Annotated in this window: 21 protein-coding genes and 1 tRNA gene; 11 read left to right on the top strand and 11 right to left on the bottom strand. The window is 50.2% G+C overall.

Annotation, left to right across the window (positions count from 1 at the left end):
• Positions 1-132 precede the first annotated feature (132 nt).
• Positions 133-1,635: a T9SS type A sorting domain-containing protein gene (locus tag BUC30_RS12950; protein WP_073425313.1), complete on the bottom strand. Its 1,503-nt coding sequence runs from the start codon at positions 1,633-1,635 to the stop codon at positions 133-135.
• A gap of 197 nt (positions 1,636-1,832) precedes the next feature.
• On the opposite strand from BUC30_RS12950, the gene BUC30_RS12955 reads away from it, so the two are divergent.
• On the top strand, positions 1,833-2,987 hold the full coding sequence (locus BUC30_RS12955) for an NYN domain-containing protein (RefSeq protein WP_073425314.1): 1,155 nt from the start codon (positions 1,833-1,835) through the stop codon (positions 2,985-2,987).
• On the opposite strand, the gene BUC30_RS12960 is transcribed toward BUC30_RS12955, so the two are convergent.
• The 4 genes from BUC30_RS12960 to BUC30_RS12975 form a co-directional block, all read right to left on the bottom strand.
• Positions 2,984-4,282: a TolC family protein gene (locus BUC30_RS12960; RefSeq protein WP_073425316.1), complete on the bottom strand. Its 1,299-nt coding sequence runs from the start codon at positions 4,280-4,282 to the stop codon at positions 2,984-2,986. The two genes, BUC30_RS12955 and BUC30_RS12960, sit on opposite strands and share 4 nt — an antisense overlap.
• 99 nt (positions 4,283-4,381) lie before the next feature.
• Positions 4,382-4,456 (bottom strand) — tRNA-Val (locus tag BUC30_RS12965).
• Between the two features lie 122 nt (positions 4,457-4,578).
• A complete protein-coding gene (locus tag BUC30_RS12970; RefSeq protein WP_073425317.1) occupies positions 4,579-5,043 on the bottom strand; it encodes a PTS sugar transporter subunit IIA in 465 nt (154 codons plus the stop codon).
• A gap of 77 nt (positions 5,044-5,120) precedes the next feature.
• Entirely contained in the window at positions 5,121-5,882 is a 762-nt protein-coding gene (locus tag BUC30_RS12975) for a type I 3-dehydroquinate dehydratase (protein WP_073425319.1), read from the bottom strand.
• 104 nt (positions 5,883-5,986) lie between these two features.
• On the opposite strand from BUC30_RS12975, the gene BUC30_RS12980 reads away from it, so the two are divergent.
• The 6 genes from BUC30_RS12980 to BUC30_RS13005 all read left to right on the top strand — a co-directional run bounded on the left by BUC30_RS12980 (position 5,987) and on the right by BUC30_RS13005 (position 10,049).
• On the top strand, positions 5,987-6,568 hold the full coding sequence (locus BUC30_RS12980; RefSeq protein ID WP_073425320.1) for an ATP-dependent Clp protease proteolytic subunit: 582 nt from the start codon (positions 5,987-5,989) through the stop codon (positions 6,566-6,568).
• Positions 6,568-7,488, top strand: coding sequence for a signal recognition particle-docking protein FtsY (gene ftsY, locus BUC30_RS12985; RefSeq protein WP_073425322.1), 921 nt, complete (start codon positions 6,568-6,570; stop codon positions 7,486-7,488). The genes BUC30_RS12980 and ftsY overlap by 1 nt, the downstream gene beginning before the upstream one ends.
• Before the next feature lie 2 nt (positions 7,489-7,490).
• Positions 7,491-7,823: a hypothetical protein gene (locus tag BUC30_RS12990; protein WP_073425323.1), complete on the top strand. Its 333-nt coding sequence runs from the start codon at positions 7,491-7,493 to the stop codon at positions 7,821-7,823.
• Complete coding sequence (locus BUC30_RS12995; protein WP_073425325.1) at positions 7,820-8,296, top strand: thioredoxin family protein; 477 nt, start codon at positions 7,820-7,822, stop codon at positions 8,294-8,296. Before BUC30_RS12990 ends, BUC30_RS12995 begins: the two co-directional genes overlap by 4 nt.
• Positions 8,293-9,444 carry a glycosyltransferase family 2 protein gene (locus BUC30_RS13000; RefSeq protein WP_073425326.1) on the top strand — a complete coding sequence of 384 codons (1,152 nt, stop codon included), beginning with the start codon at positions 8,293-8,295 and terminating at the stop codon, positions 9,442-9,444. Before BUC30_RS12995 ends, BUC30_RS13000 begins: the two co-directional genes overlap by 4 nt.
• Before the next feature lie 146 nt (positions 9,445-9,590).
• Positions 9,591-10,049: a hypothetical protein gene (locus BUC30_RS13005; protein ID WP_073425328.1), complete on the top strand. Its 459-nt coding sequence runs from the start codon at positions 9,591-9,593 to the stop codon at positions 10,047-10,049.
• Between the two features lie 63 nt (positions 10,050-10,112).
• Here the strand turns inward: BUC30_RS13005 and BUC30_RS13010 are convergent, their stop codons facing one another.
• Both BUC30_RS13010 and BUC30_RS13015 read right to left on the bottom strand, forming a co-directional pair.
• Entirely contained in the window at positions 10,113-11,186 is a 1,074-nt protein-coding gene (locus BUC30_RS13010; RefSeq protein ID WP_073425329.1) for a glycoside hydrolase family 5 protein, read from the bottom strand.
• A gap of 51 nt (positions 11,187-11,237) precedes the next feature.
• On the bottom strand, positions 11,238-11,528 hold the full coding sequence (locus BUC30_RS13015; protein ID WP_015732053.1) for a hypothetical protein: 291 nt from the start codon (positions 11,526-11,528) through the stop codon (positions 11,238-11,240).
• A gap of 87 nt (positions 11,529-11,615) precedes the next feature.
• On the opposite strand from BUC30_RS13015, the gene BUC30_RS13020 reads away from it, so the two are divergent.
• Together BUC30_RS13020 and BUC30_RS13025 are read left to right on the top strand one after the other, a co-directional pair.
• A complete protein-coding gene (locus tag BUC30_RS13020; RefSeq protein WP_073425331.1) occupies positions 11,616-12,437 on the top strand; it encodes a menaquinone biosynthetic enzyme MqnA/MqnD family protein in 822 nt (273 codons plus the stop codon).
• 50 nt (positions 12,438-12,487) lie between these two features.
• Entirely contained in the window at positions 12,488-13,357 is an 870-nt protein-coding gene (locus tag BUC30_RS13025; protein WP_073425333.1) for a GGDEF domain-containing response regulator, read from the top strand.
• Positions 13,358-13,475: 118 nt separating this feature from the next.
• Here the strand turns inward: BUC30_RS13025 and BUC30_RS13030 are convergent, their stop codons facing one another.
• The 3 genes from BUC30_RS13030 to BUC30_RS13040 all read right to left on the bottom strand — a co-directional run bounded on the left by BUC30_RS13030 (position 13,476) and on the right by BUC30_RS13040 (position 16,196).
• Positions 13,476-14,117 (bottom strand): bifunctional 4-hydroxy-2-oxoglutarate aldolase/2-dehydro-3-deoxy-phosphogluconate aldolase, encoded by a 642-nt coding sequence (locus tag BUC30_RS13030; RefSeq protein WP_073425334.1) that lies wholly within the window; start codon positions 14,115-14,117, stop codon positions 13,476-13,478.
• Between the two features lie 97 nt (positions 14,118-14,214).
• Positions 14,215-15,420, bottom strand: coding sequence for an ABC transporter permease (locus BUC30_RS13035; RefSeq protein WP_073425336.1), 1,206 nt, complete (start codon positions 15,418-15,420; stop codon positions 14,215-14,217).
• Entirely contained in the window at positions 15,417-16,196 is a 780-nt protein-coding gene (locus BUC30_RS13040) for an ABC transporter ATP-binding protein (RefSeq protein WP_073425337.1), read from the bottom strand. Before BUC30_RS13040 ends, BUC30_RS13035 begins: the two co-directional genes overlap by 4 nt.
• 237 nt (positions 16,197-16,433) lie before the next feature.
• Between BUC30_RS13040 and BUC30_RS13045 the strand changes: the two genes are divergently transcribed.
• Together BUC30_RS13045 and BUC30_RS16465 are read left to right on the top strand one after the other, a co-directional pair.
• Complete coding sequence (locus BUC30_RS13045) at positions 16,434-18,554, top strand: polysaccharide biosynthesis tyrosine autokinase (RefSeq protein WP_073425339.1); 2,121 nt, start codon at positions 16,434-16,436, stop codon at positions 18,552-18,554.
• A 19-nt stretch (positions 18,555-18,573) separates the two neighbouring features.
• Entirely contained in the window at positions 18,574-20,676 is a 2,103-nt protein-coding gene (locus BUC30_RS16465) for an OmpA family protein (RefSeq protein ID WP_073425341.1), read from the top strand.
• A gap of 288 nt (positions 20,677-20,964) precedes the next feature.
• Here the strand turns inward: BUC30_RS16465 and BUC30_RS13055 are convergent, their stop codons facing one another.
• Positions 20,965-21,381 (bottom strand): GtrA family protein, encoded by a 417-nt coding sequence (locus BUC30_RS13055; protein WP_073425342.1) that lies wholly within the window; start codon positions 21,379-21,381, stop codon positions 20,965-20,967.
• Positions 21,382-21,389: the final 8 nt, after the last annotated feature.

The following is a 21,389-nucleotide window of genomic DNA, read 5'->3' on the forward strand; positions in this document are numbered from 1 at the left end:
AATGATTTTTACAAGAAGAGGATGCCTGCTAAGGTTGATGTGCCTGCTGAACCTCGCGGGCATTACTGCAAAAAAAAGCGGTCCCTGGGGAGGAACCGCTTTCTGGGTAGAGAGCTGATTTATGAAATTCGATTAGAACTGGCCGAAGAACTTGTTGACTTCTTCAGGAACCCAAGTGTTCTGCCATTGACCGTTGTCCGAAGCAGTCCACTGGTGGCCACCGCCCCAGGTGCAGAGCTTGACCGGGAAGCGCGGGTCTACGCTCTTGAAGTCGTAGCAGACGTGGGTATTGCCACCGCTATACTTCGTTGCTTTTTCCTTGCCGCGAGCGTCGGTGCCGTCCGGGCCGTTGTTGGCGAGGATGCGGTCCACAGAGCTGTCAACGCGGCTGTAAGAGCAGAGGTTGTCCTGAGAGCCATGCACGTCCATCCAGGCAATCGGCTTGCCGGCATTCTTCGGGATGTAAATGTTCCAGTCTGCCACAGCGTAAACGGCAACTGCACGGATGCGGTGCTGGAATACCTGGGCGAGAGAGTTGGTGACCATGGAACCGAAGCTGAAGCCCGTTACGAACACGCGAGAAGTGTCGATGCAGTAGTTTTCTTCGAGCTTGGTGAGGAGTTCGTCAAAGAAGATATGGTCCTTGTTGTCGCCAGTACGCCAGGGGCTTCCGTCTGTATCGCCACGCGGAGCGACAAAGATGAATTCGTTGTTCTTGTCGAGATTCTGCTGGCCATAGTACGGAGACGGATGGTCGGCGTCCGGAGAATGGTTGGTGAAGTCTTCGGCGTTAGAGCCCATGCAGTGCATGGCAAAGAGGATCTTGTACGGCTTGGTGTTGTCGTAGTTCTTCGGGAGTGTGATCCAGAATTCACGATTCAGGCCGGCGCTCTGCATATTGTACTTCTTGGCGTTGCTGTTCTGACCGGTCGACTGGAGTGTCGAATTCACGCCGCAGCCCTTACTCGGGGTCGGTGCATTCTTCAAAGCGTAGCCGAATGCGTAGGTCTGTTCGGTAGAAACCTTCGTGAGCTTCACCTTGAGAGTCGTGTCAAGCGTGTTGAGTGCGATGGTGAGCGTGTCGTAGTCCTTGGCGACAAAGCGGATGGCTTCACCTGCCTGAGCGTCCTTCATGAGAGCGCTTGCGTCTTGTGAACCGAGTGAGCTATTGAAGCTACCGTCAGTCGTAAACTTGAATCTCTGCGTAGCAGAACCAACGGAAACCTGTGCGAAGTAGGTGCCGCGAGCCTTGAGGCCCTTGCTCAAGTCGTACGTGCCGGAGCCCTGCAATGTCTTATTGAAAACCTGGTTGCCGAGCGAGTTGTAAATCTTTACCTGAACAGGGGAGGTGCTGCTCTGGGAGTAAGAGAGGATGCCTTTGTTGACGCCAATGTAACCGACGGCGTTTCTGAAGTTTGGGTTGATGCCCACTTCTTCTTCATCTTCATGGATGGTGAATTTACCCTGATCGTCAGTCTTTGTGTTTTTGCCTTCTTTGAGCAGGCTGACGTCAACGTCCTTGATAAGTTTGCCCTGATCGTCGGAAACGGTTCCGCTAATCGTGTAGGCAAATGATGTGGTACATAAAGCCGCAACGCATGCTGCGGTAACGAACGAAAGACGTTTCGCTTTCATCGAACACTCCTTTTTGAAATCCAAAAATTTCTCTCTGGACCTCTTAACCCAATCCTAATTTATTCTCCGAAAGGAAAATAATCAATAATGTAAATATATTGTTATGGACATTTTGTCAAGGACCTTGGACAAAGAACTGATTTTGTAAGAAATTTGTAAACTTTGGACGGGTCAAGTTAAATTCTATATATACACTCATGAACCACATTGCAATTTTTATCGACGCAGAAAACTTGACCAACTGGGTCAAAAATAACGGTGTACAGTCGCTCATGGATGAGCTTTTGCCGCTTGGGCAGATTGTCGTGCGCAAGGCTTATGGCAAATGGTCTACGCCGCAGCTGATCCCGTTGCAGTCCGCGCTCAACGAAAATGGCTTTGAACTCGTACACACGTTCCACCCGGTGAGCGGCAAGAATTCGACGGACATCAAGATGACGGTCGATACGATGGAAGTGGCGCTCGATTCCCAGGTGCAGTGGATTGTGCTTGCTACGGGCGATTCCGACTTTTCGCCGCTTTTCCGCAAGCTGCGTGAACAGGGCAAGGAAGTGATTGGCGTTGGACCCAAGTCCCCGCTGAGCGAATGCGTCAAGAATTCATGCTCCCGCTACATTTACACGGACGATGCAACTGCAGCAGATGACGATTCCGGTGATGAAGTTGCCGATGCGAAGGAACGCGCAAACCTGATTGTTTCCGAGAAAATCGATTCCATGGAAATGCTTAGGAGCGTTCTGCAAAAAGAAGATGGCCCGATTGCACTTGCGGCGATCAAGCCCAAGATGCTCGGACTCGATAATGCGTTTAACGAGAAACGCCTCGGTTTCAAGACGTTCAAGGACTTTGTGAAGTCGGCTGACTTTGTACAAATGACGGACGTGGGTGGCGGTTCTTACATGGTCGCACTTGCCGAGCAGAAAGTCGCTGTCGAAGAAGATGCGCAGATGGTTTTGGCGAAGGCACTCAAGCGTAAGGGCTGGGACATGTTCCCGCGCAATATGCTCAAGAAGATTTATGCCGAAGCTTGCGACCTCACTTCGTTTGTTCCGATGAACAAGCAGGACTTGGTTCAGGAGATTGTTGCAAAGAACATTGCCGGTACGACGAGCAGCATTATCAACCGCGCGCTGAGCACGTTCTTCAAGGCGAAACTCGTGACTATCAGCGGCGGCGATGACAAGCTCTGGACTGTCACCGAAACGAACCAGTACTGGAAAGAAATTGACAAGGCCATGCTCGACAGGCTCCGCGTGAGCCTTAAGGAGACAGGTCAAAAAGTCCCCAAGAAAGATATCGTATCTATTTTGTACGGAAAGTACGCTGACGGCGAAGCCGAAAAATTGGTTTAATCCAGCTTGCCTTGGTACAGGTCCAGCAGATTGCGTGCCAAGAGACTTGTGTACTTGGCGTTCGTGAGCGTGGATTGTGCGCTTTCGAGGCGGTTCTTCTGCGTCAAGTAATCGGTGTACGTGAGGGCGCCTACGTTACGTTGTTCTTCGGCGACCTGCAAGGCTTCGTTTTCTGCTTCAACTTGGAGGATTGCTGCCTTCCACTGCATGTCGGCGCTGAGGGCGTTCAGATAAAGTTTTTCGATATTGTTTTCGAGCGTCTTTGCCTGTTCCTTCAAGGCGACCTGACTTTCGGTTTCGCTAATCTGTGCTTGCAAGATTTTGTTCTCTGTGGCGCCGCCGTCGATAATCGGGATGTTGATGTTCAACGAAACGCTGTGCTGGTAGCCGTTCTTGAGTTGGCGACCGTACTTGTCGGATTCCCAAGCTTGAAGACCGGTGCTTGCGTTTGCACCGAGCGAGACCTTGATGGACTTGCCCTTGCCTGCAATTTCTGTATTCTTCTTTGCGACTTGGATGGCGAGGCTGTCAGACTTTAAACCCGGATTCGTTTCTGTGGCTGTAGCCTGGAGTGCGTCGAGTGTCGGAATCGGTGTGAGGGCGTCTGGCGTCTGGATTTCGGATTCCGGTGCAGAGACTTCAAATGCTTCGCTTTCCGGGAGTTCCAAGAGCTGGCGGAGCGTTGTCTTTGCGGTGCTCACGCTCAGTTGCGCGGCAAGCTGTGATGCTTCTTTCTGGAGTACGTTTGCCTGCGACTGTGTCAAATCTTTCTTGGTGATGGAGCCTGCTTCGAACAGCGTGTTGTAGTGTTCGAATTCAGCCTTCGCCAGTTCAACGGTTGCATCTGCGGTGTGCAACTTTTCGATTGCGGCGAGCAAGTTCATGTAGGCGTTCAAGACGCTTTCTTGCACGGAGCGTTCGGTTTCCTTTGTCGAAAGGCGCGTAGCTTCCTTGTTGATTTCGTTAGCTTGGATGGAAAGTCTTGTAGAACCGCCGTCCCAGAGCGTGTAAGAAGCGCTGAGTCCTGCGCTTAAGCGGTAATGGTCCTGCGGACCATCTCTGAACGGGGAATCGTAAAGGGTATTGCCGATGCTTGCGGAGAGTGTGGGGTAGTTCCCGACTTTAGCCTGTTCGAGGCTCACATCTGCTTTCTGTTCGCGGAGCTTTGCGGATTCGAGCTTGAGGCTCTTTTCTTTCGCCTGCTTGAGGCATGCGCTTAAGGTCCAGGAACCATCAGCGAAAACGAGCGATGCTGACGCAAAAATACCGAGAACGATTGCTTTTCTGTAATTCATACCTTTTAGATGCCTCAGCTATATATTTTGGTTGCTTAAATTTTAAGATAGCAAATTTGTACATACACAAAAAGGCTTCCTTGCGGAAGCCTTTTCGAATGGACGGTACTGGATTTGAACCAGTGACCTCTGCCGTGTGAAAGCAGCGCTCTAAACCAACTGAGCTAACCGTCCGAGGTGAGAGCAAATATAGAAAAGCTATTGAAGATTGTCAAGTGATGTTGAGTTATTAGTTACTAGATTAATTCGTTTCTATTAACTAGTAGCTATTGACTAGTAACTGCGGCGAAGCCGCATTAAAGGAACTTGTCTTCGGCGGCGCGGAGGATGCTGAGGAATTCTGCCGGAGTCTTGGAGGCAATGAGGTCCTTGCGAACGTTTCCGTCGGCGAGGAGGCGGCTCACGGAGGAGAGAGCCTTGAGGTGAGGACCCACGGTGTTGCCCGGGCTCACGATGAGGATGAGCAGGTATACCGGTTCGCCGTCAAAGGACTGGAAATCGAGACCCTTTTCGATGGTGGCGGCGACCATGCACATGCGGTCGACGTAGTCAATCTTGGCGTGCGGAACGGCAAGTCCGCAACCGATGCCCGTGGAACGGCTCTGTTCGCGCGACCAGATGGCTTCGAAGATTTCGTCACGGTGTTCAAGTTTGTAGGCGCTGCAAAGAGTATCAACCAATTCGTTAAGAATGGCTTCCTTAGTTTCGCTGGAAGAGTTAATCAAGATGCAATTATCTACAAATCTTTCAGAAAGTCGCATGATTTATAATGTTCCTTTTTGTGTATCTGTCAAACAAGTATTTTAGAATAATTATTGCGGTTTGGTAAGATTTATATCTAAAATATGTTTAAAAAAGAAGATAATTCTATCTGTGATGAGGTATTTTCGAGCCTGTCGATGGCTTTTCGCATGAGTGCGACGTCAATTTGACCGGGGGCGGCGGCTTTTCCGATGGAACCGTAAGTGAGGTTTGCCCCCTCCTTGAGGGACCAAATCCGGCTAATTTTTCCGGTTTCGCCCATGCCGAATGCGGCGATGAACTTGAACCCTTTGGCTTTTTTGGCGAACTTGTAGAGGCGTGCGCAGTCGTCGTCGGAGTTGCTCATGGCGGCGATTTTAATCCCGTCTGCCTTTACCCGTTTGACGTCGGTGAGGTAATTCTTGAGTTCGAGGTCGCTCGGGATGCGGGTGAAGTTGTGCTCGGAAATGAGGATTTTCACGCCTTTCGGGGCAGTGAGTTCGCGGAGCTTGTTATAGTCGTGCAGGCAGTCGCGTTCGAGGTCCAGCCATTCTGGGACGTCCGATGCGTTGAGAATTTGTTCGAAAAGTCCGAGGCGCTCGATGGCTCGTGCGTCGGGGAATGTGCCACCATCACGTTTGAGTCGTATGGTGCCGAGCTGTATTGCCTTTGGGACGAGCTTGCGGATTCTTGCTGAAAGTCCTTGCCATTCGGATTCGTCAAAAAAATCGTAACGGATTTCGAGGATGTCGCAGCTTTCAAAGTCAATGCGCGCCGGGTGGAGTTCTTCGCTCTCGGCGGCGGTAAGCGTTTCGGGACTTACAAGCCCGACCAGGTATTTTTGAGAATCTGTTGGCATGGTGGTGCAAATTTAGCAACTCTCTAATAATAGTTGACTAATGGCGATAGACGAACGATAATATATTGAATTTTCTACATTATAATAGAACAAAAGGATTATTTATGGCAGATTGTAACGAAAATAAAGAAAAGCAGACCCCGGACATGCTCAAGAAGGCTGAAGAATACCTCGCCTCCAAGCGCAGAATTTTCTTGTGGGGTGGTGTCGATGACGAAAGTGCCGAACGCATTGTGAAGCAGCTCCTGTATTTGGATTCCTTGAATCATGATGACATTATTTTCTTCATCAATAGCCCGGGTGGCGTGATTTCCTCCGGTCTTGCCATTTACGACTGCATGAACGCTATCCAGAGCGATGTCGTGACGGTTTGCTGCGGACAGGCAGCCTCTATGGGCGCTGTGCTCCTCACTGCCGGTGCAAAGGGCAAGCGCTGTGCATGGCCGAACGCTCGCATCATGATCCACCAGCCGCTCATTCACGGCGAGATTGTCGCCCCTGCAAGTGATATCCAGATCCAGGCCGAAGAAATGCTTCGCATCCGTGGCATCACGGGCAAGATTCTTGCTGAAACTTCTGGACACACGATTGAACAGATTGACCGCGATACCGAACGCGACAACTTCATGTCTGCTGAAGAGGCTAAGTCTTACGGTCTCGTGGATAAAGTCGAGAGTATTATCTAATGGGTTTATTTTCTGCAATTAAGAGTGGCCTTGCTAAGACCCGCGACGCCTTGCTTGGCGAATTGAAGGGTATTGTCGGTGCCGGTAAGATTACGGACGAGACGCTCGAAGAACTCGAAGAGCATCTCATCAAGGCTGATGTCGGTGTCGAAGCCGCATTCCTTTTGACGGATGCTCTTCGCGAAAATGCTTTGGGCAAGTCGCTTACAACAGAGCAGGTGCTCGACATCATGCGTAACGAAGCGGAACGCTTGCTCAAGGACCCGCCGCCGTTTGAACTTAAGGGCAAGCCGCATGTGGTGCTCGTGATTGGCGTGAACGGTGCGGGCAAGACGACGACAATCGGTAAGCTTGCCGCCCGTCTCAAGAACGAAGGCAAGAAGGTCATGATTGCCGCTTGCGATACGTTCCGTGCCGCCGCTATTGACCAGCTTGAAACATGGGCCGAACGCTCGGGTGCTGAATTCGTGAAGCATCAGGAAGGTTCTGACCCGGCAGCTGTGGCATACGACGCTTGCAGTGCCGCTGTTGCTCGTGGTTGCGATGTTGTCTTGATCGATACCGCTGGCCGTTTGCACAACAAAGACTACCTGATGGAAGAACTCAAGAAGATTGTTCGCGTCATCAAGAAGGTGAGCCCGGACATGCCGCACGACATGTGGCTTGTGATTGACGGCAACACCGGACAGAACACCATCAACCAGACGAAAATTTTCAACCAGAGCTTCCCCTTGACCGGTCTTGTGGTCACAAAGCTCGATGGAACCGCGCGTGGTGGCTCTGTGCTTTCGATTGCTAGTTCGTTGCAAATTCCGATCCGCTGGGTTGGCATGGGCGAACGCATCGACCAGCTCGTGGAATTCAACAAGCGCGACTACGTTGACGGTCTTTTTGAGAACGCTCTGGAAAACAGGGGGTAGTCTTGAAACGGTTCGCATTTTTCTGTGTAGTGGCTTTGGCGTTTTGCGCTTGTTCGGATTCTCCTCCGAAAGCCGATGAACGCTTTGTTGCCGCGTACGTAGAAATGCGTGCCGCTGAACAGCTCTATGGCGGTGAGACTCCTACGGCTCGTCTTGTTCGTCGAGAAATTCTGAATAAGTACGGTTACACTCGCGAAGAGTTTCTCAAGGTTTGTGACAAAGTTCTTGAGAATGGAGCCGGCTGGATTCCTTTCCAGATGGCGGTTTCGGATCGTGTTGATTCCTTGCTCGGGATTCCTAAAGTGATTCCGGTGCAGAAGAAAGGCAAAAAATGATGAAAGTGAGTTTGTGGGTTGTTCTGGTGCTGAGCATTGCGCTGTCCGCATTTGCGGCTCCTCCGCCGAAGCCTAAGCTTGTGCATTGGATGAACTATACCGAAGCTTTGGAAAAGGCGAAAGAATCAAACAAGCTTATTTTTGTAGATCTTTATGCGGACTGGTGTGTGCCTTGTCGAATCATGGATGCAAATACGTATTCGGATCCGACGGTAGCTTCGATTCTGAATACAAAGTTTATTCCGGTAAAACTCGATGCCGATTCTCAGGATACAATTGTTTGCGATGGAAAACGCAAGACGGCACAACGCTGCTATTTTGATGTCTGGAACTTGAGCGTGTTACCTGCATTTGTCCTTATTGCCCCGAAAGGGCTGTCTATTTTGACGATAAAGGATTCATTTACTGCTGAAGAAATGAAGTATTTGCTTTACCAGATTCTCGAGAAAGAGAAGGAGTGGATTTCGAAATGAGTGAAGACGTTCTCTTTTATGCTCAGATTGCATTCTGGGTTCTTTTGTTCTTGATTGTCCATTGCTATTTGCTGTTCCCGATGACGCTCCCGTTTGTGAGCGAAATCTTCAAGCGCAAAAAGAAGCCGGTGGATGGCGCCTCCGAACTTCCGACCGTGTCTATCCTGATTTCGGCATATAACGAAGAAGCGGTGATTGAACGCAAGATCCACAATATTCTTGAAATTGACTACCCCAAGGAAAAGCTTGAGGTTTTGATTGGCGATGACGGTTCTGCGGACAAGACTGCCGAAATTGTCGCCCGCTATGCGGACCAGGGAATCACTTTGGTCAAGGCTCCGAAGAATGCGGGCAAGGCTGCCATGCTGAACCGCTTGCAGAAAATTGCAAAGAACGATATTTTGTTGTTCTGCGATGCAAATACGATGTTCTTCCCGAATGTAGTGCGTAAGCTTGTCGACCCGTTCAAGGACAAGAAAATTGGTTGCGCTTGCGGTCACTTGATTCTTTCGGACAAGAGCGGTAGTGTGCTTGGTAAAGGCGAAAGCTCTTACTGGGATTTGGAATCTGAAATCAAGAAGTTCGAAGGTGTGCTTGACCGCTTGATTGGCGGCAACGGCGCCCTTTATGCCATTCGCCGTGAACTTTATACGGAACTTCCGATTAAGAAGAGCGTCATGGACGACTTTTTTGTGACGACGAAGATTTTGCAGAAGGGCTATTTCTGCACGTTTGTGGATAGTGCCATTGGTACGGAACAGACGTCGAAGGAATCGAGCGGTGAATACAGGCGCAAGGTGCGCATTGGCCGTGCAAACTTCAACTATTTGTTCTCTTACTTGCCGCTTTTGAATCCGTTCCGCCCGCTGTTGGCTTACCTGTTCTTCTCGCACAAGATTGTGCGCTGGTTCTCGCCGCATATCATTATTCTTTTGTATGTGGCAAACGCATTGCTTTTGACGAAGGGCTTGTTCTATCAGGTGACTTTTGGATGCATGACGCTTGCGTTCATTGTCGCAGTGACAAAGCTTTTGCCAAGTGCCTATTACTTCTTGCTCATGAACCTCGCGATGCTTAAGGGATTCTTCCTCGCGTTTAAGCGCGAACGCAGTGGCGGCTGGGCCCGCGAAGCCCGCAGCGACGAGTAATTGATAGGCTTGCGTCTCGTCATCCTGAGCGAAGTGTAACGGAGTCGAAGGATCCAGTGATGTCTTGTTTCGTAGTGTCATCCCGCACTTGTTGCGGGATCGCCATCTCGTAAGTGAATAGAAATTATATATTAGAGTGTCGAGATATGAAGAAAATTTTGATAACGTTACTTTTCGCGCTTGTGTTTGTCGTCACTCCGGCGAGCGCTTTTACGATGGATGCCCAGGGCGGTTTCTGCAATCGCGTAAGCAGCTTGCGCGATTTTAACATGAGCTTCTATGGACATTTGTGGTATCCGATTGACCAGATGGTTTTTGCTGGACTTGGCGTTGGTTATGAGGAACTCGACAATGTTGGATTTCTGCCTGTGTCCGGAAGCCTCTGGGTGCGACTCCCGATAGGACGCACTGTGTTGCCGGTCGCTACAGGCGATTTCGGTTACATGTTCGGTAAGGACTCTCAAATGTTCTGGCGTGCAGGTGCAGGGCTCGATATTAAAAACGGTGACCGCACGTCAATTATCGTTTCGAGCGGCTACCAGTTCTTGAACCACTCTGGCTACGGCTATTGGTATTTGCAAGCCGGTATTCTCATCGAGATGTAAAAAAAATGCCCGCACATGGCGGGCATAACATTCTACGGTTTACTGTCTACTGCGGCGAAGCCGTTACCCTTTCGCAATCATTTCCATGAGTTCAGAGTCGAGGCGTTCGGGATTGTTGTACTGCGGTAAATTGTTGTGGAGTGATTCGCCCTTCGAAACGAGACCGAAGTCCAGATTCTTGTAGTTCCAGTAGCTGTAACCCACGTCGGCGTCGCGGAGGATGTCGAGGAAGTCGCGCATCCAGGCAAGCTGATACTTGCGGGGAACTTGTACGTAAACGCCGAACTCGTTGCAGCTTACCGGCAAGTCGTACTTGGCGCGGAAATCGAGTGCGTTTTGGATGCTTGCCTGCAACTTGGCCTTGTCCCACTTGCCGAATTCCACGTTCAAACGCGTTGTGCCGCCAACTTCAGGGGCGGCGTAATCACCCGGCCACGGGCGTTCAATCTTGAAGAACGGATCGTCGATCCATGCGGCGCCCTGGTGCGTAAACGTCACCGGCGTGTAGGTATGGAAGCTGTAGATGGCGTTGTCGTCATCGAGCGGTGTCAAGAATTCGAATTCCCTTGCGCTGTTCCACTTGTTGGCGCCAACGACGATAGTGTTCTTCGGGGCGTGCTTGCGGATTTCCCAGAAGATTTCGTCCTTGACTTTATCCCAAACCTTGGAATCGCTTGCGGCCGGTTCATTCAAAAGTTCCATCATCACGCGCGGCATGGAGCTGTAGCGTTCGGCCATGAAAGCCCAGATCTTGCGCGTGTCCTTGCGGGCGTTCGCATCGGCAAAGAAAGCTTGTTCGTGATTGCTGGCGAGGTGGAAGTCGTGCCCCGGGCACTTGTGAAGGTCGAGAATCACGTCCAGGTCTGCATCCTGAATGTTCTTGAGAGCCCTGTCCAAGAGCGCAAAGATTTCTTCGTCTGGCTTGAGGTCGTCGCCTTTAAATAAATTAAAGTAGTCAACCGGCAAGCGAACGTGGTTGAACCCCGCATCGTGGATGCGCTTGAAATCGCTTGTTCCAAGGAACGTCTTTATGTGACCAACGACCCCCGGGAAACCGACAGGGTCCTTTTCTTCGATGCAGTCAACCTGACTGAACCATCCGCCCAAATTCACTCCGCGCAATCTTTCTTTCTTCATGCGTGCCGTCCCATACTTTGGCTGCCGAAGCAGCCGGTTTGAATGAATAGGTTATTCGTTTACGATGTTCAAATCTTCGTCGGCGATGTTTAGGTCCATGATGACTTCCATATCGTCGGGAAGGTTATAAAAATCTACAACCAGGCCCACCTTCTTGTCTTCGTCCTTCTGCTTGTCGAACTGGACGACGTCGTAAATTTTCATTTTGACGACAGCTTCCTGTGTTACAGGAATTTCGATGGTCATACCCTTGCTGATCGGGCCTTCTACAATCTTGCCCTTGAAAACCAGACTTGTCTGGTCTTCGCCGAGCGAGGTCTTCTTCACGTGAAATACAGCCATTATTCTTTAGCCATTAACTTTTAAATTAATCGGTTTGTTTTGATGTGGCATACAATCTCGCCACGTGTAAAAATTTAACTTTTTTACATGACTCTCCGTGTTGGTCGAATCCCTTTTTTGGTCTGTGCGCCGTTTTTCTTCAATTCTGTCGGGCGCGAAAATGAATTTCCCGAGGTGGCGTTTGTCGATGGTCCGCCGAGTGCCCATAGTGCAGGCCTCAAGGACGGCTCAATCCACCTTTCACCGGCGTCTTCGATTACGTTTGCGCAAAAGCCGGGCGCCTTTGTGTTGTCGCCAGTGCTCTGCACGTCGTGCTCCTTTGAGGTGCGGTCGGTCAAGCTGTTTTCGCGTTACCCGATTGAGGAACTTTCGTACAAACGTATCCGCATGACATCGCAGAGCAAGACTTCTGTTACGTTATTGCGGATTCTCCTTGAAAATCGATATGCTCTTCGTCCGGAATATGTGCCGGGGCTTGCGGCTGAGTCGACTGACGATGCTTGCCTTTTGATTGGCGACTTGGCTCTTGAAGAAAATGAACGCCACCGCTTTGCGTATAGCTATGACTTGGGGACTCTTTGGCAGGAATGGCAAGGTCTCCCTTTTGTGTTTGGTGCTTGGCTTATTTCGAAGGATGCTCTGTCGACTCGCTTGCGCCCCGTTCTCGATGATTACATGTTGCGCTTGGAAACAAGCATTCGCGAGTTCCGCAAAAATCCGTCGCAGGCGTTGGATGTGTGGCTTGCGAAGTACCCAGTGAATTTGCCGCGCCCTCTCGTTGAGGATTACTTTAGTGTGCTCGATTACCATTTTACCGATGAACGTAAACAATCGTTATCACTGTTTTTCAAATTGGCGGCTCAAATGGGGCTAGTTGAATCTGCGCCTCCGATAGAGTTCCTCGAGTAATTTTATTTTATAGCTGTTGGAATGAGTGTTGGGATGGTAAGGAGAACAAAATGGTAGAGGAAAAAATTCTTATCGTCGACGATGATGATGTTGAATTAAAAAGAGACTCGGAAGTTCTGAAAGCGGTTGGGTACGATGTTATCGGCTGCAAATCCGGTGCCGAAGCTCTGGAGTACTTGTACAACAATCCCGTGGAGCTTGTGGTGCTTGACGTCAACATGCCAAACATGAATGGTTACGACGTCTGCCTGAATATCCGCAAGCAGTTCCCGTTGGATGACTTGCCGATTATATTCCTCACGAATCAGGAAAATGAAGCAAGCGTTACGCAAGGGTTCCAGTCTGGTGCTTCTGATTTTGTCTGCAAGTCTGCGGCACCTGATATTCTGCTCGCTCGAATCGGAGTGCATCTGCGATTGGCGCGTTCGCTTCGCAACTTGCGTGAGATTTCTTTGACGGACGATTTGACGGGCGCCTACAACCGCAGGCATGCCATCTGTTCGCTTCGAGAATTGTTTGCCCGCAGCAAGCGCTATGGTACGAATTTCTCGCTGATTTATTTTGACTTGAACGGTCTCAAAAAAATCAATGACCAGCATGGTCACTTGGCTGGCGACCTGTTACTCCGTTCTGTCGTGAACGCTTGCAACAAGCTGCTTCGCGAATCGGATATGCTGTTCCGCATGGGCGGTGACGAGTTCATGGTTATTTGCCCGGATACCGATTTGAAGGGTGCGTTTGTCTGTGCCGAGAGAATGCAAGAGGCTGTGAAGTCGCTTACGATTGTAGACCAGACGGTAGCCTTTGCGTATGGAACTGCAAGCTCTGCCGAGGACTATAAGGACATGGACGAAATGCTTCGCAGTGCAGATGCTTCCATGTACGAGTGCAAACGCAAGATGCGCGCGGAACGCGGTTAGTAACTGGTGATTAGTTAATAGTTGCTAGTTTAAGTATGGCGGCAAAGCCGCAAAAAAGAGAAGCCGCGGAAAAATCCGCGGCGTTTTCGCATTGTTCAAAATTGTCTCGTTGGACTAGTTATGCAATTGCAGCTTTAACAGCGTCCAGCAGTTTTTGCATCCTTGCTTCGATAGTAGCCCAATCGCCTGCTTTCATCAGTTCCGCATTGAATATGCTTCCGCCAAACGAAAGCAAGTTTGCGCTAGCCTTCAAGTAGCTTGCGGCGTTTTCTGCATTCACGCCACCGCATGCCATCAACGGAATGTCGCGGAATGGACCACGCAATGCCTTGATGTATTCCGGGCCGCCTACGCAGTTCACCGGGAAAATCTTGATGGCGGTTGCGCCCAGGTCGTAAGCCTTCTGCACTTCGGTCGGCGTGAGTGCTCCCGGGATAATCGGGATGCCAGCCGTATTCGAAAGTCGAATGACTTCGTGACGCGTGTTCGGCGTGACGATGAATTCTGCACCTGCAGAAATTGCTTTTTCTACATCGCTCCCGTGACGGACCGTACCTGCGCCGACCTTGATTCCAAGCGGCTTTGCAATCGACTTGAGCTTTGCGATAATTTCGGTTGCGGCTGCGGTGTTCATCGTGACCTCAATCGCCTTGAGTCCGCACTTTGCAGACGCGTTCACACACGCTTCTTCGGCGCCCTGAGGAATGTCGCGGAGAATGCCCACGACCGGCATCGGTTTTAAAAATTCAAGGAAACTCATGGTATTAAATTAAAAATTAAAAGTGAAAAGTGAATAATATTTTTTTTCATTTTTCATTTTTCATTCTTCATTTTTCATTCTTCATTTTTCATTTTTTTTACTCAAACCTGAGCGCTTCAATCGGATCAAGCCTACTTGCCTTGCGGGCGGGGTACCAACCAAAGAATACGCCTGTGGCAAAGCACACGCCAAAGCTCACGATGACGCTTGTGACGGAAACGCTCATGGGCCAGTTCATCGCAATCTTTACAGTTTCTGAAGCGGCTATACCGAGAGCGATTCCGATCGCTCCACCGAGCAAGCTGATAATCACGGATTCGAACAAAAACTGTAAAAGGATGTCGCGACCGCGGGCGCCGATAGCCATGCGAAGGCCGATTTCCTTTGTGCGTTCTGTGACTGACACGTACATGATATTCATGATGCCGATACCGCCAACAAACAAACTAATTCCTGCAATGGCGGTCAACACGAGCGAGAGCATATCGGAGGTGCTTGTGACCATCTGGATCATTTCTTCTTGCGTGAATACGCGGAACGGGTCGGTCGGTTTAGTCCAGTTGCGGCGTTCCTTTAGAATGGTCATGATTTCTTCGGTCGCTTTTGCGGCATAGCCTTCACCGATGGAGTTCGCGTAAATTTGACGGATGCTTGTCGTGGCGGAAAAACGCCTCATCACGGTTTGGTACGGAGTGAAAATCACGTCGTCCTGGTCTTGCCCGAAATCGCCAGAGCCTTTAGCTTTTAATGTGCCGATGACTTTAAGCGGGATGCTTTTGTAACGGATGGTCTTGCCGATGGGGTCTGCGTCCGGGAAAAGGTTTTTGACGACGGTCTGTCCGATAACGCAAACTTTTGACATGCGGTCCGTTTCGTCGTCGAACATCACGCCGTCGGCGATTTCGTAGTTGCGGATTTTGAGGTAGTCTGCAGAAACGCCGGAGAGTGTCGTGGGTGAGTTATTGTTTCCGACTATAGCTTGACCGCCAACGGTGACCATGGGAGATACGCCATTGATGTAAGTTGCGTTTTCACGGATGGCGATGACGTCTTCTTCTTCAAGCGTTTCGGTTGATTCTGTCTGGACCCCGCCTCGGCGGCTCTGGTTAGGCATGATGGTGATGGCATTTGTGCCCATGGCTGTCATCTGTTCCTTGATGGATTTTTTGGAACCTTCGCCCATGGCGACCATGGTGATGACGGCGGCAACGCCGATGACGATGCCGAGTACGGAGAGGAATGTGCGCATGCGGTTGCGGAGCAATGCGCGGAGAGCGATTTTAGCTAAGGTAAACGGGTTCATTCCACTTCTCCTTCATCATCGTCTTCAAATGTTTCTGGTGGCGGGAGCAATTCAAATGCGACTTTTGCGTTTTGCACGTTTTCGTTGATGACATCTTTTTTCAGTAATCCGTCGCGGAGGGTAATGGTGCGCCCGCTGAAAGTGGCGATGTCGGGTTCATGTGTCACGAAGGCGATGGTCTTTCCTTGACTGTGCAGTTCCTGGAATATCATCATTATTTCATAGCTTGTGCGGGTGTCGAGGTTGCCGGTCGCTTCGTCTGCAAGGATGATGACGGGGTCGTTCACGAGGGCGCGTGCGATGGCTACGCGTTGCTGCTGACCGCCCGAGAGCTGGTTCGGCAGATGGTTCATGCGGCTTTCGAGTCCGACCATCTTTAACGCCTCGATGGCGCGGTGGTGGCGCTCTTCGGCAGAAATTTTGGAATTATATAATAGTGGTAGTTCTACGTTTTCGATGGCAGTCGTGCGGCTGAGCAGGTTGTAGCTCTGGAAAACGAATCCGAGCTTCTGGCTTCGGATGCGGGCGAGTGCGTCGCGTTTTAATGTTTCGGTATGTTGCCCATCTAATATATAGTGTCCTGAAGTCGGTCGGTCCATGCATCCTAGAATGTTCAGCATGGTGGATTTGCCGGAACCGGATGTGCCCATGATGGTAACGAATTCACCGGGGTAGATGTCAAAATTGACTCCACGCAATGCGTGTACGATTTCGTCGCCCATTTTAAAATCACGACGCAAATTTTGGACAGAAAGTATCGGTTTAGAAGTTTGCATAAAGACCTTTTTCTCGATTCTTTAGATGCTCTAACCTGTTGATTTGGTTGCCTTTACATTGCCTCTACATCGTAAGTTGTTGATTTTTGAGCATTTAGAATGTGAGTAAACTCTAAAAAACATCGAAAAATCATGCGATTACTATGTTGCTGGACTTAAACGTTAATTTTTTTTTTATTTTATATTCCGAATTGGACCACGCTTGGTGGTTGGTTCTTGCGTCCTTGGAGATTTTTAATGAATGAGAAGATGACTCAGAATGTTTCGAATGCGTCAGCAGATGACGAAATCGATATTCTTGAGATATTGGTGTATTTGAAAGGCAAGTGGAAATTCTTGCTCATTTTCTTGTTCTTGGGCGTTGTTTTTGGCGGTCTTGTTTCGATGTGGATACGCCCGGCGTATAAAAGTGACATTCTTCTTCAGGTAAATGTAAAAGGCAATAAGCAAGGACTTGCTCTTGGTGAAATGGGCGCCTTGCTAGATGTCTCTACTCCGTCTGCAGCTGAAATGGAACTTATCAAGAGCCGTGGCGTTCTTGACCAGGTTGTTCAGGACGAAAGGCTTTGTTATTCCGCCATTCCGCTGAATAAGAAGGATCGCCTTCTGCATAAAGAAGGCCGCATGGATATTGAACTTTTGAGTATCCCGCGCGCATTTGAAGAAGCTGACGGAAAGCTTATCGCTCGTGTCACTGCGGATTCTAGTGCATACGAAGTGCTCGGACTAGAGGACGAGGTCGTGCTGTCTGGTAAGGTTGGCGAAACTTACCGTAAGCCGTTTGCGGGTGATACTTTAGTCATTTGTGTTAAGTCCATGACCGCTACTGTTGGTCAGACGTTCTTGCTTGTTGCTGTTCATCCGCAGATTGCTGTAAATAATCTCCTCAGTGGGCTTGGTATTTCTGAGGAAGGTAAGAATTCCGGTATTATTCGTGTGTCGCTTGAAGATCGTTATGCCGACCGTGTTGCTGCTATTTTGAACACTATTGCGAATACGTACTTGAAGCAGAACATCGAAATGCGCAGTGCCGAAGCCAAGAAGACTTTGATGTTCCTTGAAGAACAGTTGCCGGGTGTCAAGGCGAAACTTGATTCTGCAGAACAGAAGTTGACGTCTTTCCGCCATGCCAATGGAACGATCGACCTTACGGGTGAAACAAGAGTTCACTTGGAAAAGGATGTTTCCTTGCAGCAGCGTTTGCTTGAACTTGAACAAAAGAAGCAAGAAGCCTTGCGCTTGTTCCGTGCTGAACACCCGACGGTGCGAACGATTGAAGAACAGCAGTCCAAGCTTCGTCGCGAAATTGCAAAGCAGCAACGTTCTGCCGCAAGCTTGCCGGTAGTGCAGCAGGAAGTCCTTTCTTTGCAGGAAGAAGTTGAAGTCAACAACAAGCTCTACACGAATTTGTTGAACAACATCCAGCAGTTGCGAGTGGTGCAGGCGGGCGAAGTTGGTAACGTCCGTATCGTGGACCAGGCATACGTTCCGCTCAAACCGAGCAAGCCGAAGCGCAAGCTCGTGTTCCTGGGGGTTGTCTTTGCATTCTTGCTTTTGGGTTGCTTTATTGTCTATATCCGTCGCATTCTTTCGAATGGCGTTTGCAGCAGTAGCGAAGTGGAACAGGCGACTGGTATTGGCGTTTATGGAAAGCTCCCGATGCTCGATGGAAGGACGCAGAACGATGTTACAAAGCCTTGTGTGTCGACGAATCCGGATGATCCGTTTGCGGAAGGTGTTCGCGCCCTCCGTACGGCTCTTGAATTTTCCGTCTTCTCTGATGGCAAGAAAATTTTGATGGTGTCTGGTCTTGTGCAGGGCGTCGGTAAGTCTTTTGTTTCTACAAACTTGGCGGCATCTTTTGCCATGTCCGGTAAGAAGGTTTTGCTTGTTGACATGGATCTTCGTCGTGGTCATTTCTTTAAGCATACCCAGAAGGGCTTGTGCGAAATGCTGGAAAAGGAAAACTACACGGATGAATATGTGGTCAAAGTGACCGACAACTTCCATGTCCTTGGTTCAGGCGCCCGCGTTGTCAATCCGGGTGGACTTTTGAACAGCTCTAGATTTAGCGCTTTCCTTGATTCGTTCAGGGACAAGTATGATTTGATTGTTCTGGATACTCCTCCGGTATTCCAGTGCAGTGACGCATTGCTTGTCGAAAAGCATGCGGATTACCTGTTGTGTGTCTTGAAGCATGCAGCTCATACAATTGAAAGCATCCAAGATGCCTTGAATACTTTTGATCGCAGTACGGAAACACCATTGCCGAAGGCTTTCGTCTTCAACAAGTGTGAACGTCATGCGGGGTATGGCTATGGTAGTTATGGCTATTATGGCTATCACAAGAAATATTAACCAATAACAAGGAGAATAGATGAAAAAAATAGTCGCAATGTCTCTCTTGGCTGGTACCTTCGCTTTCGCGCAGTCCGGCCAGATGGGCGGTGCTGATGGTCTTAATCAGAAAACTGCTCAAACACTCGGTCAGGGTGGCTTTGCTGTCGGTGTCGGTGGCCAGGTTTCTTACGATTCTTGGTCCCTCTCCCGCGGTGGCCAGTTCTCTAAGGGTGGCAAGTCCGATACGTTCCACGGCAATGATGGTAGCCTTACGGGTTATGTCAGCGTTGCTGGTGGTGCAACCGAGTTCTTGGACCTCGGCCTCGTGCTTCCGCTCTACTACGACCATGCCAATGCTCACAAGGTCGGTGAAGGCGACATGTGGAAGGCTAGCCGTGGTGACCTCGAATTCTGGGCAAAGGCAAAGCTTCCGCTCGACGAAATGACTGATGGCATTTTCAATGCTGCAGTTGCTGCTCAGTTCTACTTCCCGACTGGCGACAAGTCCGTCGGTGTTCGTCCGCGTCATGCCTGGTATTTGCATGCCAACGGTGGTGAAACCCATCCGTACGGCCTCCGCAACATGGCTTTCGGCGGTGAATTGATCCTCACTCTCGACCTCCAGAAGGTTGGCGCTCCGCTCCGCTTCAACGGTAACGTCGGTTTCGTCGGTACTGTGACGAAGGGTTCCAACACTCTCGTCTACGGTGGTGGCATCAACTTCCTCCCGACTGACTGGATGGACTTCTTCGTTGAAGCAAACGGTGAATTCCGCGTCGAAAAGGGTTCTTATCCGCGTGACCCGGGTTACGATCCGTTCACTCTTACTCCGGGCTTCCGTTTCCACCTCCCGGCCAACGTCGACATCGCCCTCGGTCTCGATGTGGGTATCCGTGCTCTCTCCAACTTCACTTGGAAGTACAAGGACGAAATGCACAGTGCCGAACTCTATCAGCTCTACTACACTGATAAGAACGGCAAGAAGGTTCAGTACGGTTACACCCCGACTCCGCGCTATGCAGGTTCTGCCGCTATCGTCTGGCGCTTCGGTAACGTCCGTGGTGCTGACGAAGATAACGATGGCGTAGCAAACAACATTGACCAGTGCGCAGGCACTCCGGCTGGTGCTGTTGTTGACGCTAACGGCTGCCCGGTTGATGGCGACAATGACGGTGTCTTCGACGGTCTCGACCAGTGCGCTGAAACTCCGGCTGGTGCTGTTGTTGACGTTGCTGGCTGCCCGGTTGACTCCGACAATGACGGTGTTGCTGATGGCATTGACCAGTGCGCTGAAACTCCGGCTGGCGTTGTTGTTGACGCTGCTGGCTGCCCGGTTGACTCTGATAAGGATGGCGTTGCTGATTACCTCGACAAGTGCCCGAGCACTCCGGCTGGCGCTACTATCGATGCTAACGGCTGCCCGATCGACTCTGATAAGGATGGCGTTGCTGACTACCTCGACCAGTGCCCGAATACTCAGTCTGGCATTGCTGTTGACGGCAAGGGCTGCCCGGTTGACTCTGACAATGACGGCGTAGCTGACTACCTCGACAAGTGCCCGAGCACTCCGGCTGGTCTCCCGGTTAACGCTGATGGTTGCAGCCCGGATACCGATAAGGACGGCATTGTTGACGCTCTCGACAAGTGCCCGAACACTCCGGCTGGCGTCTCTGTTGACGAAGTTGGTTGCCCGGTTGACTCTGACAAGGATGGCGTTGCCGATCACCTCGACAAGTGCCCGAACACCCTCGTCGGCGTTGCAGTTGATAAGAACGGCTGCCCGAACAAGAACCAGGATCTCGACAAGCTCAAGAAGGGTATCCAGTTCAAGTCCGGTTCTGCTAAGCTCACTGCAAGCAGCAACAAGACCTTGAACAACATCGCTAAGTTGCTCAAGAAGCTCCCGGCTGTCAACCTCGAAATCCAGGGCCACACTGATGACACTGGTAAGGAAGAAAAGAACAAGAAGATCTCCGAACAGCGTGCACAGGCTGTTGTCAAGTACCTCGTCAAGAAGGGCATTGACAGCGAACGTCTCCGCGCAGTCGGTTACGGTTCTGACAAGCCGATCGCTGATAACAAGACGAAGAAGGGCCGCAAGCTCAACCGCCGTGTTGAACTCGTTCCGTTCGAAAAGTAATCTTCGATCTTAACTGAGAACTAAAAAGGGGCGTCCGCAAGGGCGCCCTTTTTGTATATGCACAATGTTGCGAATGCGCCACGCTATTACATGAACAGCGCAAAAAAGCGCACGGATAACCCGTGCGCCTTTCTAAATTCTAATAACTAGTAACTGCGGCTATGTCGCTCAGTAACTAAACTTTAAATTCTGCTAGCCCAAAATAACTGGATCCTTCGACTCCCCCTATTGGGGTCGCTCAGGATGACAATCCTTAAACACTAATCACTTCTAACTTCCTACCGCCTACTACTTCTTAAATACCCACTTCTTATAGAGCGTGAAGCTGACAAGCACGTAAACGACGTTTGCAACGAAGCTTGCGAATGTCGTCGGCTTCATGAACCTGGAAACGAATTCCGTGAAGCTTGCGCACCAGGCGGCGTTTTCGAGCACGTAAATGCTCCCTTTGAGGACCGCCAAGTTTACGAGATACGAGCAGAGAAATACAACGATGAATCTTATGACTTCGGCGCGTTTCTTGTTTGTGCTCTTGAAATTCCAGATGCGGTTCATGATGTAGCTGTTGAGCCCACCGGCGACAAATCCCAAAAAGTTTGAAAGAACCACGTCCCAGTCCAAAACTTCGTGCAAAAGCCAGACTGTAAAAAATGTAATGGCGGTGTTCATTACACCGATAGCGTTGTATTTGATAAAATGTTTCACGGCGGTAA

Origin of the sequence: Fibrobacter sp. UWB7 (assembly GCF_900142945.1) — a bacterium.
Lineage (GTDB): Bacteria > Fibrobacterota > Fibrobacteria > Fibrobacterales > Fibrobacteraceae > Fibrobacter.